The following is a 13,693-nucleotide window of genomic DNA, read 5'->3' as shown; positions in this document are numbered from 1 at the left end:
CCATGACGAAAACCGCACGCAATCTCGCCCTGTTCGACCTGGACCATACGCTGATCCCCACCGATAGCGATCATGAGTGGGGACGCTTCATGGTCAAGCTCGGCATTGTCGACGCCGACAGCTTCTCGCGCGAAAACGACCGCTTCTACGCCGACTACCAGGCAGGCAAGCTGGACATCCATGCGTACCTGCGCGCGATGCTCACCCCGCTGGCGAAATACTCGCGGCGGCAACTGGACGACTGGCATGAACTGTTCATGCACGAGGTCATCAACCCGCGGATCCTGCCCGCCGCCCGCGCATTGGTGCAAGAGCACCAGGAGGCGGGCGACCTGTGCTGCATCGTGACGGCGACCAACGCGTTCATCACCGCACCGATCGCGGAAGCATTCGGCATCGAGACATTGATTGCGTGCGAGGTCGAGACGACGGACGGGCATCCCGACAGCCCGTACACGGGCAACTCGATGGGCGTGCCGAGCTATCGCGAGGGCAAGATCGTGCGGGTGCAGGCGTGGCTGGATTCGCTCGGCTGCGACTGGACGAGCTTTGCGCACAGCTACTTCTATAGCGACTCGCACAACGACATCCCGCTACTCGAAAAAGTCACCGACCCGGTGGCGACCAATCCAGACGAGAAGCTGCGCGAGTATGCGCTGGCCCGTGGTTGGCACATCCTTGAACTGTTCCAATCGACGTGATTACAAAATTCATCCGCAAGTTGTTCGGCTCGCGTAGCGGCGATGCCACCTCGCCGGCCAACACATCGCGCAGCGCCGACGCCGATCGAGGCGGCGCGAATGCCAACACGGACAGCGCTGCGACAGGCCGTCGGCGCAATACGGCGCGCGACGCGCAGCGCAGCACGCCAGCTGACGCGCGGGGCGCGCAGGACACTAGGCTGCCGTCGCGCAAGCCACCGCGCCGCACGCCGCGCCGCAACACCTTAGCCGCCAGTGGCCATGCCAGCAGCCATACTGCTGCTGATGGTGAAGCCGAAGTACCGGTGATCGTGCCAGCCGACATCCATCGTATCGATCCGGCGCTGATCTCGCGCCATGCCATCCGCGTCACCGACACGCTGCAACAAGCCGGTTTTCGCGCGTTTATCGTCGGCGGCGCGGTGCGCGATCTGCTGCTCAATATCGCGCCGAAGGATTTTGATGTCGCCACGGACGCCACGCCGGATGAGGTCGTCAAGCTGTTCCGCCGCGCCCGGTTAATCGGCCGGCGTTTTCAGATCGTCCACGTCCAGTTCGGACAGGAGATTATCGAAGTATCGACGTTCCGCGCGCTGATGGACGCGGCGCCAGCTGGCACCGGGCCCACGGACAGCGAGCCGGCTGCGCCACCGCGCAAGCTGCGACGCGGCGAGCTGGACCGGCGCACGCATGCGGTGGACGCGAGCGGGCGCGTGCTGCGCGACAACGTGTGGGGCGAACAGCACGAGGACGCGACGCGGCGCGACTTCACCGTCAACGCGATGTACTACGATCCGGCGACGCAGACCGTGCTCGACTACCATCGCGGGATGGAGGACATTCGCCAACGCGTGCTGCGAATGATCGGCGAGCCCACCACCCGCTTTCGCGAGGATCCGGTCAGGATGCTGCGTGTCGTGCGTTTCGCAGCCAAGCTGGACTTCACAATCGAATCGTCGACGCAGGCGCCGATCGCCGAGCTGGCGGATCTGATCAACAACGTGCCGGCGGCCCGGCTGTTCGACGAGATGCTCAAGCTGCTGCTGTCCGGACACGCGCTCGGCTGCCTGAAGCAGTTGCGCGCGCTGGGCCTGCACCATGGGCTGTTGCCGCTGCTGGACGTGGCGCTCGAGCAGCCCGGCGGGGAGCGTTTCATCACGCTTGCATTGACCCATACCGACGAGCGCGTGCGCTTGGGCAAACCGGTCTCACCCGGGTTCCTGTTTGCCTCGCTGCTGTGGCGCGAAATGCAACTGCGCTGGCAGCAATACGAGGCCGGCGGCGAACATTCGATCCCGGCGCTGCATCGTGCCATGGACGACGTGCTCGACCAGCAGACCGAAAAGCTCGCGATCCAGAGGCGCTACACCGCCGACATGCGCGAAATCTGGGGGCTGCAGCCCCGGCTGGAGAAACGTTCCGGCCGCAGCGCGTTGAAGCTGCTGGAGCACCAGCGGTTTAGAGCAGGTTATGATTTTCTCTTGCTACGCTGCGAGGCAGGCGAGTTGGACGCGTCGGTCGGTCAATGGTGGACGGATTTCATCGCCGGCGATCCGGGCACGCGCGAGGCGCTGCTGGCGCAGGGCGACAAGGAGCGCTCGCCGCGCAAGCGCCGGCGCCGTAGCGGCTCGCGCAACCGCAAGGATCCTGGCGAAGGTGCTCAGCAGGCCTCGTCGCCGACCGACGGTGAACCACGTGGCAACGGCGACGCCTAGCGGCTTGCACGAACGCCGGCCATCGAATGCAGGAGTCGACGTCATGACCGTAGCCTATCTTGGCCTGGGCGCGAACCTTGGCGACGCGCGCCAGACGCTAAAGGACGCCGTGGTCTGCCTCGCGCAGCAGGCTCCCGTTACCGTGCTCGCGAAATCGAGCCTGTACCGCACCGCCCCAGTCGATGCCGGTGGCGACGACTTCTACAATTGCGTGGTGAAGATCGATACCACGCTTGCTGCACGGCAGCTGCTCGCCCTGTGCCACGGCATTGAGCATCACTTCGGCCGCGAGCGCCCGTACCGGAACGCACCTCGGACGCTGGACATTGATATTCTGCTGTACGGCACCGGGCAACTCGACGAGCATGACCTGACGGTGCCGCACCCGCGGTTAACCGAGCGGGCGTTCGCGCTAGTGCCGCTGCTCGAACTGGACGCAGCGATTGAGATTCCCGCGCTGGGCCGTGCGCACTGTTACCTGCCTGGCGTCGCGTCGCAGCGCATCGAAAAGGTCGCCCCTTGCCAATGCCCGTTCCGACGCGTCGCTGCTGCGATCGTGGGCGGCAAGTCGGGGCCGCGCCAATGAACCCGTCCACCGTCGTACCACCGCTGACCGTCCATGCGCCGGTGCAGCCCACGCCGTTCGGCTATCTAGTGATCGAGGGGCCAATCGGCGCCGGCAAGACCACGCTGGCGACGCAACTGGCGACACGCTGGTCAATGCAAACGCTGCTGGAGCGCGCGGCTGACAACCCGTTCCTCGAGCGCTTCTATCACGACAACGCGCGCTACGCGTTACCAGCGCAATTAGACTTCCTACTGCAGCGCGAGACGCAAATGTGCGCGATCGCCGATGCACGGCAGCGCGGCACGCCGCTCGTCGTAGACTTCCTGCCGCAGAAAGACGAATTGTTTGCCCGCTTGACGCTGCCCGACGATGAATTCGCGCTGTATCGCGCGCTGGCTGCACATGTGCCGCTCGCCCGGCCAGTGCCGGATCTCGTGATTTACCTTCAAGCCAGCCCGGAAACGCTGTTCGCCCGGATTCAAAAGCGCGCGATTCCGATGGAGACGCATATCACCGATGCGTACCTGCGCGCATTGTGCGACACGTACAGCGAATTTTTCTATCACTACAACGACGCGCCGCTGCTCAGCGTCAATACTGACCATCTGGATCTGGCAGGATCTGACGCAGACCTGGACTTGCTGGTCAAGCACATCGGATCGATGCGCGGCCGCAAGGCGGTATGGGTGAAGGGCACGGCGCGATAACGCTCTCCAAGGATCATTTGTTATGAGCTATCTGCAGAATTCTGGCCGTCGCGCCGTCACTGTTCCGCGCCTTCAGCAGATGCGCGAGGCCGACGAGCCAATCGCGATGCTAACGTGCTACGACGCAAGCTTTGCGGCATTGCTCGAGCGCGCGGGCGTGGACGTGCTCCTCATCGGCGACTCGCTCGGCAACGTGTTGCAGGGCCAGACCACGACGTTGCCGGTCAGCGTAGCGGATATCGCATACCACACCGCCAGCGTGGCGCGCGGCAGCCGCGGCAACGCGCTGGTCGTCTCGGATTTGCCGTTCGGCAGCTATGGTACGCCAGCAGACGCGTATTCAAGCGCCGTCAAGCTAATGCAGGCGGGCGCGCAGATGGTCAAGCTCGAGGGCGGTGCGTGGCTTGCCGAGACGATCCGCTTCCTGGTCGAACGATCGGTGCCGGTCTGCGCGCACCTGGGGCTCACGCCGCAGTCGGTGCACGCGTTTGGCGGCTTCAAGGTCCAGGGCAAAAACGATCTGGCAGCCGAACAGTTGAAAAAGGACGCTCAGTTGATTGAGCAGGCCGGCGCGCAGCTGCTCGTGCTCGAAGCGATCCCTGCCGCATTGGGCGCCCAGGTCACCGCGGCGCTGACGATTCCGACCATCGGCATCGGCGCCGGAGTCGACTGCTCGGGCCAGGTACTGGTGTTACATGACATGCTCGGCGTGTTCCCTGGCAAACGGCCCCGGTTCGTCAAGGATTTCATGGTCGGCCAGCCGTCGATCGAGGCAGCCGTCCAGGCCTACGTGCGTGCAGTCAAGGAACGGACGTTCCCCACCGCAGAACACACGTTCTGAATCGACGTCGCTAAAGGCGAAGAAGGCGAAGTTAACGGCGAAGCAACTGTGCCGGCATCGCACCGCGCAGCGCATTGCAGACAATGAGCGCATCGCGGCGCTCGAAGTCGGCGCGCGTGATCGGCCGCTCGATGGCTTGCCACACCGGATCCGCGAGCAACACCGAGCGCATAACGCCGGGTAATACACCGCTGGCCAGCGGCGGGGTGACCCAGCGGCCGTCGATTCGCACGAATACCGTGCTGCGGCCGCCTTCGGTCAGCTCGCCAAGCCGATTGAAAAACAACAAGTCAAACGCGTGATGGTTTTGCGCCAGCTGCCATGCTCGGTCATAGGTATCCCGGCAGGTGGTCTTGTGACGCAGCAACGGATCGCCCGGGTCCGGCGCAGCGATGCCGTGGTCGGACGCCAGCATTACGCGCACCGGACCGGCCGCAAGCGACGGCAATGGCGTCGCGCTGACGTCGATGGCCCCGTCCTTGCGCAGCATCGCGCGCATCCGATATGCGCGATCCGGCGCGAGCGCCGCGCAGGCCTGCACGAGCCGTGCCGCAAATACCTCGGCGTCGAACCGGAAGCCGAAATAGCGCGCACTGCGCTCAATACGGGCGACATGTAGACCTGCGTGGCGCACGCCCTCCCGCGTGGCATACATCGTCTCGAATAACTGGAAACCGGGGTCCACCTCGGTTAAGAAGCGCGCCTTTAACGCACATTCGAAATATTCGTCGTGCGCGACGCTGTCCAGCACGATGCCGGCACCCACACCGAGCGTGCCCGCCCGCACGTCGGCGCCCATACCAGTGTCCGATCGCGGTGCCAACACCAGCGTGCGAATAGCCACCGACAGGCAAAAATCGCCAAGCGTGCGTGCGGCAGCACACGTGTCGAGCCACCCAATCGCACCAGTATACAGCCCACGTGGTGTCGTCTCGATTGACTCGATCAACGCCATCGTGCGAACCTTTGGCGCGCCAGTAATCGAGCCACACGGAAAAAGCGCCCGCAGCACGTCGGCAAAACTGATCTCGTCACGCACGCGCGCGTGCACGGTCGATGTCATTTGCCACACCGACGCGTACGGCTCGACCTCAAACAACGCGGGCACGCGAACCGAACCGGTCCGCGCGATCCTGCCCAGATCGTTGCGTAGCAGGTCAACGATCATCAAGTTCTCTGCCCGGTTCTTATCGTCGGCAGCCAATGCCCGCGCTTGCTGCGCGTCGAGCTGCGCGTCATTCGCACGCGGCGCCGTGCCTTTCATCGGCCGCGCGACGATCGTCCCGCCACGATGCTCGACGAACAGTTCGGGCGACAACGACAGCACATGGGTGCCATCGGGCAGCGCCAGCAAAGCGCCGAACGGCACCGGCTGGCGCGCTCGCAAACGTCGATACAATGCAGGCGCTGAGCCGAACATATCGAACGCGAGCCGATACGTATAGTTGACTTGATAGGAATCGCCGTCGCGCAATGCTGTATGAATGCGCGTGATCGCGTCGTCAAATGCGTCACGCGTGACGCTGCTGCGTACGTTCGCGATGCCAGCCACCCCAGGATCCGCGCGGCCGCCGTCCTGCTGCTGCAACCACGCCGCAACCTGCTCCGAGGACAGGCAGCGCAACTCGCGGAACAGAAGAATGCGCAGCGCACCGCCGCCAGCGCGCCTGGCCGAGCATTGCAGCCGTACGCCCCATTCGTAGTCCGCAAGTAACAACGCATGCAGCCCCGTGCGCAAGTCTGCGTCAACTTCGGCGAGCACCGCATCGAGCCGATCGGGATCGGTGCAAGTGCGCTCATGCGAAAACGCCGTGTAGAGACGCGAGCGGCATGCAGGGGCATCAGCCGACGCCTCCTCGGGCGCACAGTCGTCGAGCAGCGCAAACACGCGGGCGCTGTCGGGGTCGCCCGCAGCCTGTGCCACTCCCGCGTCAACTGCCATCATGTCACTCGAAGAAGCTTTTCACGCGGTCGAACCAGCCCTTGCTCTGCGGGCTATGCCGCGCGCCCCCTTCGACCAGCGACTTCTCGAACTGGCGCAGCAGGTCACGTTGCGTATCAGTCAGCTTGACCGGCGTCTCCACCTGCACGTGCACGTACAAGTCGCCCGGCACGCTCGAGCGCAAACCCTTGAGGCCCTTGCCACGCAGACGGAACGTCTTGCCCGATTGCGTGCCCTCCGGCACGGTGAACGATGCCTTGCCAGCCAGCGTCGGCACCTCGATCTCACCGCCCAGCGCCGCGGTGGTGAACGCGATCGGCATCTGGCAATGCAGGTCGTCGCCGTCACGCTCGAAGACGGTGTGCGGCTTGATGTGGATCTCCACATACAGATCGCCGTTCGGGCCACCATTGATGCCCGGCTCGCCGTTGCCAGCAGAACGGATCCGCATCCCCTCATCGATGCCGGCCGGAATCTTCACTTCCAGCGTCTTGTTTTCTTTAACCTTACCAACGCCGTGGCAATGAGCGCACGGCTCCGGAATGTACGTCCCGGTGCCGTGACACTTTGGGCATGCCTGCTGGATGCTGAAGAAACCCTGCGACATGCGCACCTGCCCCTGCCCATGGCAAGTCGGGCATGTCTCAGGCTTGGTGCCCGGCTTCGCGCCGGAGCCATGGCATACCTGGCACGATGCCCAACTCGGCACGCGGATTTGCGTCTCATAGCCATGCGCGGCCTGCTCCAGCGTAATTTCCATGCTGTAGCGCAGGTCCGCGCCGCGGTACACCTGCGGACCAGCCCGCCGGCCACCGCCTGCGGCTTGCCCAAAAATATCGCCGAAGATGTCGCCGAACGCATCGGCAAAACCGCCAAAGCCTTGCGCACCCGCCGCGCCCATGTTCGGGTCGACGCCCGCATGGCCGTACTGATCGTACGCGGCGCGCTTCTGTGAATCGGACAGCATTTCGTAGGCCTCTTTCGCCTCCTTGAAACGCTCTTCCGCCTCCTTGTTGCCAGGATTGCGGTCCGGGTGGTACTTCATCGCCAGCTTCCGATACGCCTTCTTGATATCGTCATCGGACGCATTCTTGGCGACACCCAGCACGTCGTAGTAGTCCCGTTTGGCCATATCGAGTCAATGCCATCAAACAAAATGGGCCCGGAGAGCCGCTAAGCCCGCCAGGCGCTCTGCCTTCGCCACCGTGCTACGGTGCACGATGGCACACAAATGGCCGGCCCGGTGGACGCGGCACGCATCGCGCACCGCGCACCGGCTGCCACCGCCGCTTCGCTCAGTCCTTCTTCACTTCCTTGAAGTCGGCGTCGACGACGTCGTCCTCGGCCTTGCCGGACGGTGCAGCGGACGACGCGCCGTCCCCGGCCGATGCCCCGGCCGCGCCCGCCTGGGCCTGCATGTCGGCGTACATCTTCTCACCGAGTTTTTGCGACACCTTCGACAGCGCTTCGATCTTCGCCTCGACCTGCGCCTTGTCGGACGCGCTCTTCAGCGCTTCCTCCAGTTCCTTGAGCGCAGCCTCGATCGAGCTCTTCTCGCTCGCGTCAATCTTGTCGCCGTAGTCGGACAGCGCCTTCTTCGTGCTGTGCACCAGCGCGTCACCTTGGTTACGCACGTCGGCTAGCTCGCGTAGGCGATGATCCTCCTCAGCGTTCGCCTCAGCATCCTTCACCATTTTCTCGATCTCAGCCTCGGACAGGCCCGAATTCGCCTTGATCGTGATCTTGTTCTCCTTGCCCGTGCCCTTGTCACGCGCATGCACGTGCAGGATGCCGTTCGCGTCAATGTCGAACGTCACTTCGATCTGCGGCACGCCGCGCGGTGCGGGCGGGATGCCTTCCAGGTTGAATTCGCCCAGCAGCTTATTGCCGGCCGCCATCTCACGCTCACCCTGGAACACCTTGATCGTCACCGCCGACTGGTTGTCGTCGGCCGTCGAGTACACCTGCGTGTGCTTGGTCGGGATCGTCGTGTTTTTGTTGATCATCTTCGTCATCACGCCGCCAAGCGTCTCGATGCCCAGCGACAGCGGTGTCACATCCAGCAGCAGCACATCCTTGCGGTCGCCGGAGAGCACCTGGCCCTGGATCGCCGCACCCACCGCGACCGCCTCGTCCGGGTTCACGTCGCGACGCGGCTCCTTGCCGAAGAACGCCTTGACTTTGTCCTGCACCTTCGGCATCCGTGTCATGCCGCCCACTAGGATCACGTCATCGATGTCACTCACCTTCACGCCCGCGTCCTTGATCGCGGTGCGGCACGGCTCGATCGTGCGCTCGATCAGCTCCTCGACCAGCGCCTCCAGCTTCGCGCGGGTGATCTTCAAATTCAAGTGCTTCGGGCCGGATGCGTCCGCCGTGATGTACGGTAGGTTGATCTCGGTTTGTGCCGAGCTCGACAACTCGATCTTGGCCTTCTCGGCCGCTTCCTTCAGCCGTTGCAGCGCGAGCACATCCTTGGACAGGTCAACGCCCTGCTCCTTCTTGAATTCACCGATGATGTAGTCGATGATCCGCTGGTCGAAGTCCTCGCCACCGAGGAACGTGTCGCCGTTGGTCGACAACACCTCGAACTGCATTTCGCCGTCCACGTCGGCGATCTCGATGATCGAGATATCAAACGTGCCACCGCCCAGGTCATAGACCGCGATCTTGCGATCTCCCTTCTCGGTTTTGTCCAGTCCGAAGGCAAGCGCCGCGGCGGTCGGCTCGTTGATGATCCGCTTCACGTCCAGGCCGGCGATGCGGCCTGCATCCTTCGTGGCTTGCCGCTGGCTGTCGTTGAAGTACGCCGGCACGGTGATCACTGCTTCGGTCACCGGCTCGCCAAGGTAATCCTCGGCCGTTTTCTTCATCTTACGCAGCACTTCGGCGGAAATCTGCGGCGGCGCGAGCTTCTTGTCGCGCACCTGTACCCACGCGTCGCCATTGTCCGCCTTGATGATCTGGTAAGGCATCAAGCCAATGTCCTTCTGCACTTCCTTCTCTTCAAAGCGACGGCCAATCAGCCGCTTGACAGCGAATAGCGTGTTCTTCGGATTCGTCACGGACTGGCGCTTAGCCGGCGCGCCGACCAAAATCTCGCTATCGTCCATATACGCGATAATCGAAGGCGTCGTGCGAGCGCCTTCCGAATTCTCGATCACCCGCACCTGGTTGCCTTCCATCAGCGCCACGCACGAATTCGTGGTACCGAGGTCGATCCCGATAATCTTGCCCATTTTTACTAATCTCCTGGCTTTGATCTAGCAGACCCACGCAGCGCGCGGTCATCCATTCACGTCTGCCCACAACGTGGGTGCAACAGTGCTGATTTCAATACCCTGGCATGCACGCGGGCTTTGCCGAGGCGAGACGCCAGCCGCACTCACTTGGGCGCGGCCACGGTGACCAGCGCCGGGCGCAACACGCGGTCGGCGATCACGTAGCCTTTTTGCAACACGCTGACGACCGTGTTGGCCTCCTGCTCGGCCGGCACCATCGAAATCGCCTGGTGCCGGTGTGGATCGAATTTCTCGCCGACCGGATTGATCTGCACAACGCGTCCCTTCTCCAAAGCGCTCGACAATTGACGTAACGTCAGTTCGACACCCTCACGCACCTTCGCCAAGTCGCCGGCGTTGTCCGCCAGTGCAGCCTCCAGGCTGTCGACGACCGGCAGCAGGTGCTCGGCGAAACTCTCGATCGCGAACTTGTGCGCCTTGGCAACGTCGTCCTGCGCGCGCCGCCGCACGTTCTCCGTCTCCGCGCAGGCGCGCAGGAAACTCTCGTGCAGTTCGGCGATCTTGGCATGCGCTTGCTCGAGCGCCTTGGCCTCGGCGGCGGCATCGGCCTCGCCGAATTGCCCATTGTCGGCGCCCGGCTGTGCCGCCGCGGCGTCCTCGCGCTGAGCCTCGGCCGGTTGCACCTGTGCGTCCTGCGCCGTTTGCGTGCCGTTGCCGGCGGGTTCGGTATCCGATGCGGGGCAATTCTGGCTTGCTTGCTTCTCTTCCATGATGGCCGTGGTCAATTTCAGTCAATGGTTCGATTCGGCTATTCCCGCGTCCGGCCGGCCCGACAGGCGCCGGAGCGCGGGAAACCGTAGTTGCGCAATCGACATGGGGTCAACGCAGGCCTTTTCAATAGCTCGCCGCAAAAAGTCACGGCGCGGCGCCGTCTGGCATTGCAATCTACCGTTACACGATTTCCCGTATGTTGCACCGCAAATAGATTGAGCGCCCGCCAACGCTGACCTACACTTCGTTATGAGGCGCTTTAAGACGCGTGTCCCCTGATTGCGTCAACGGCGCTCCCACCGCCCAGCCAAATGCCCGTTTCCGCCCGTGCCATGAAACTGACTTTTGCCATTGGGGTGGTCGCCGTGGTATTGATCGCGGGAACGACCGCCATTTGCCTATCCGGGGCCGTCACCGAATCCACGACTGAGTACGGCGGCGTCCACGCGACGCTCGAGTCGCTATTCAATCCGCACCGGACAATTTGTCAATGATGCGCCGATCGCGCTTCGTTGGCCGCCCGTGAAGTGTCGCAGCAGGCTCCCGAAAAGTCCTGCGCCGCTCCAACTCGGCCAGCCGCCGCGCGTTGCCGGCCGGCGTCTCCTCGTATAGCGTCTGCGCGATCGCCGCCGGACCACGCACATCACATACGCCCCGCACCTGCACTTCCCATACGATGCGCTCGATGTCGATTTGCACAATGTCGCCGACGCGCACCTCCTTGGCCGCCTTCACCGACTCGCCGCCGATGCGCACCCGGCCCTTGCCAAGCGCCTCGGCCGCCAGTGAACGGGTCTTAAAAAACCGCGCCGCCCACAGCCACTTGTCGATGCGCAGCCGCGCGTGAGGACCGGTTAAGATCTTCAAATTCATTGGCGAACTCACGCAGATATCGTCGCTGCCGTGCTCTGTTGCGGCGTAGCAATCGGCCACCCTTGCAGATGGGTGACGACGATCTCGGCCAGCGCGCGGATCCACGGTTGCGCATCGTTGACACACGGGATCCGATGGAACTCGCGCCCCCCCGCCCGCAAGAACGTATCACGACCCTCGATGCCGATTTCCTCGAGCGTTTCGAGGCAATCAGACGTGAAGCCCGGGCAGAACACGTCAACCCGACCGGCTCCGGCCGCGCCCAACTCCTGCAGCGTCGGTGCGGTATAAGGTTGCAGCCATTGCGCGCGTCCGAACCGCGACTGGAACGTGAGCCGGCATTCGACCTCGGTCAACCCGAGCGCGTGGGCCAGCAACGTCGCGGTTTGCCGGCATTGCTCGGCATAGGGATCGCCCAAATCCAACGTGCGCTTAGGCACGCCATGAAAGCTCAACAACAGCCGATCGCCGGCCGTGAAATCAGGTCGGCCGTGCTGCTGCCAATAGTGCAGCACTTGAGACGCCAGCGCCTCGATATAGGCGGGATGGTCCGCATAATGCTTGATCGTGCGGATCTCCAGTTGGTTGCGCATACGCGCCAGCGCGGAGAACGCTGCATCGAATGCGCTGGCGCTGGTCGAGGCCGAATACTGAGGATACAGCGGCACCAATAGCACCCGCTCAGCGCCGGCGCGCTTGAGTTGATTCAGCACATTGCCGATGCTGGGTGTGCCATAGCGCATTGCATAGTCGACGAGCACGGAACACCGGCCTGCCGCCAGCCACTGCCTCAGGCCGTCGACCTGCCGCTCGGTGTGCACGCGCAGCGGCGAGCCCTCCGCGTCCCAGATCGCCGCGTACTTGCGCGCCGACGCGCGGCCGCGCAACGGCAAGATCAGCGCGCGCAGCACAATCTGCCACAGCGGCGCGGGGATCTCAACGACGCGTGGGTCGGACAAGAACTCGGCCAAGTAGCGCCGCACCGCGCGCGGCGTCGGTGCAGCGGGGGTGCCGAGGTTGATCAGCAGCACGCCGACCCGGTGCGATGCGCTCGGCTGCGAGGGCAGCTCAAGATCAAAATGCATGAGAGGATCCGTTGAGCACCGCAATGGTGCACTTGTTATCCGATTATAACGGCCGCTCAGCGCTTGGCGCCGTGGCGCGCCGGCTGGCCATCCGGATAGTGGCGCGCCACGACGAATCGGCTCAGGCTGGAGCCGCAGGCTCGCGTCAATGCTGAGACAACGCGAACGACAGCAGCCGGGCGGTGATGTCCACGATCGGAATCACGCGGTTGTACGCCATGCGGGTCGGACCGATCACGCCGAGCGTGCCAACAATCTTGCCATCGACTTCATACGGGGCGGTCACAACGCTCATTTCCTCGATCGGCACGAGCGTAGATTCTCCACCGATGAAAATCTGCACGCCCTGCGCATGGCTCGATACGTCGAGCAACTGTAGCAGGCTAGTCTTCTGGTCGAAGACATCGAACAGCTTGCGCAGGCGCGCCATGTCGGACGACAGATCAACCACTTCGAGCAGGTTCCGCTCACCCGAGATCAGGACGTTGTCGGATTCGTCGTCGGTTTCCGTGCTGGCGGTGACAGCGGCCTGCATCAGCTGCATCATGTCGCCGCGCAGCGCGTCGATTTCCTCGCGCAGTCGGCGTCGCACATCGTCGAACGACAGGCCCGCATAATGCGTGTTGATATAGTTGGAGGCCTCGGTCAGCTGCGACGGCGAATAGTCGCGCTGGGTCGCCATGATCCGGTTTTGCACGTCACCTTCGGGGGTGACGATGATCAGCAAAATCCGCTTGTCGGACAGCCGCATGAACTCGATTTGTTTGAACACGTGGCTGCGCCGCGGCGTGAGCACAACGCCGGCGAACTGCGACAGGTTGGACAGCACGCTGGCCGCTGCCGCGACGACCTTCTGCGTCTCGCCCGGCTTGAGCTTGTCCTGCACCGCGAGCTTGACCTCGGCTTCCTGGGCGTCGGGCTGCACGGTCAGCATCGTGTCGACGAACAACCGGTAGCCGCGTGGCGTCGGAATCCGCCCGGCCGACGTATGAGGACTGGCGACAAGTCCTAGCTCCTCGAGGTCGGACATCACGTTGCGGATCGTCGCCGGGCTCAGTTCGAGGCCCGAATACTTGGACAACGTGCGCGAACCGACCGGCTGACCTTCGGCGATATACCGTTCGATCAGCGTCTTAAGCAGGGTCTGGGCACGAGGATCTAGCATAGTGAAAATTCTAGCGTAAATCTTGCACGCAGCGAGGGTCGGCATCGATCCGACGCGCACGTGCGACCCGAACCACGAAAGCA

Annotated in this window: 12 protein-coding genes; 5 read left to right on the top strand and 7 right to left on the bottom strand. The window is 63.5% G+C overall.

Translation table 11 applies throughout. From position 1 onward, the window contains the following. Positions 1-2: 2 nt before the first annotated feature. Genes B0B13_RS15025 through panB form a run of 5 tightly spaced genes read left to right on the top strand, consistent with a single transcriptional unit; the run spans position 3 to position 4,532 of the window. Positions 3-701: a histidinol-phosphatase gene (locus tag B0B13_RS15025; protein WP_076787394.1), complete on the top strand. Its 699-nt coding sequence runs from the start codon at positions 3-5 to the stop codon at positions 699-701. Further along, a complete protein-coding gene (gene pcnB / locus B0B13_RS15020) occupies positions 698-2,416 on the top strand; it encodes a polynucleotide adenylyltransferase PcnB (RefSeq protein WP_370643171.1) in 1,719 nt (572 codons plus the stop codon). Before B0B13_RS15025 ends, pcnB begins: the two co-directional genes overlap by 4 nt. Before the next feature lie 43 nt (positions 2,417-2,459). Beyond that, positions 2,460-3,002, top strand: coding sequence for a 2-amino-4-hydroxy-6-hydroxymethyldihydropteridine diphosphokinase (gene folK / locus B0B13_RS15015; protein ID WP_076796963.1), 543 nt, complete (start codon positions 2,460-2,462; stop codon positions 3,000-3,002). After that, on the top strand, positions 2,999-3,691 hold the full coding sequence (locus B0B13_RS15010; protein WP_076796962.1) for a deoxynucleoside kinase: 693 nt from the start codon (positions 2,999-3,001) through the stop codon (positions 3,689-3,691). The genes folK and B0B13_RS15010 overlap by 4 nt, the downstream gene beginning before the upstream one ends. A gap of 22 nt (positions 3,692-3,713) precedes the next feature. Then, a complete protein-coding gene (panB, locus tag B0B13_RS15005) occupies positions 3,714-4,532 on the top strand; it encodes a 3-methyl-2-oxobutanoate hydroxymethyltransferase (RefSeq protein WP_076796961.1) in 819 nt (272 codons plus the stop codon). Between the two features lie 31 nt (positions 4,533-4,563). Here the strand turns inward: panB and pabB are convergent, their stop codons facing one another. The 7 genes from pabB to hrcA all read right to left on the bottom strand — a co-directional run bounded on the left by pabB (position 4,564) and on the right by hrcA (position 13,655). After that, the gene (pabB, locus tag B0B13_RS15000; protein ID WP_076796960.1) at positions 4,564-6,477 is read right to left on the bottom strand and encodes an aminodeoxychorismate synthase component I; all 1,914 of its coding nucleotides are present in this window, start codon (positions 6,475-6,477) and stop codon (positions 4,564-4,566) included. A 1-nt stretch (position 6,478) separates the two neighbouring features. Continuing rightward, positions 6,479-7,606 (bottom strand): molecular chaperone DnaJ, encoded by a 1,128-nt coding sequence (dnaJ, locus tag B0B13_RS14995; protein WP_076785429.1) that lies wholly within the window; start codon positions 7,604-7,606, stop codon positions 6,479-6,481. 163 nt (positions 7,607-7,769) lie between these two features. Next, positions 7,770-9,713: a molecular chaperone DnaK gene (dnaK, locus tag B0B13_RS14990; RefSeq protein WP_076796959.1), complete on the bottom strand. Its 1,944-nt coding sequence runs from the start codon at positions 9,711-9,713 to the stop codon at positions 7,770-7,772. A 146-nt stretch (positions 9,714-9,859) separates the two neighbouring features. Beyond that, complete coding sequence (grpE, locus tag B0B13_RS14985) at positions 9,860-10,486, bottom strand: nucleotide exchange factor GrpE (RefSeq protein WP_235090051.1); 627 nt, start codon at positions 10,484-10,486, stop codon at positions 9,860-9,862. A gap of 466 nt (positions 10,487-10,952) precedes the next feature. Then, the gene (locus B0B13_RS14980; RefSeq protein ID WP_076785432.1) at positions 10,953-11,360 is read right to left on the bottom strand and encodes an RNA-binding S4 domain-containing protein; all 408 of its coding nucleotides are present in this window, start codon (positions 11,358-11,360) and stop codon (positions 10,953-10,955) included. Between the two features lie 8 nt (positions 11,361-11,368). Further along, a complete protein-coding gene (hemH, locus tag B0B13_RS14975) occupies positions 11,369-12,445 on the bottom strand; it encodes a ferrochelatase (RefSeq protein ID WP_076796958.1) in 1,077 nt (358 codons plus the stop codon). A 145-nt stretch (positions 12,446-12,590) separates the two neighbouring features. After that, positions 12,591-13,655, bottom strand: a complete 1,065-nt coding sequence (gene hrcA / locus B0B13_RS14970) for a heat-inducible transcriptional repressor HrcA (RefSeq protein ID WP_076785434.1) — start codon at positions 13,653-13,655, stop codon at positions 12,591-12,593. Positions 13,656-13,693 lie beyond the last annotated feature (38 nt).

It is taken from the genome of Burkholderia sp. b14, assembly GCF_900156195.1.
GTDB lineage: Bacteria > Pseudomonadota > Gammaproteobacteria > Burkholderiales > Burkholderiaceae > Mycetohabitans.
Note: the sequence above shows the minus strand (reverse complement) of the source record. Positions and strands in the feature narration are given on the sequence as shown.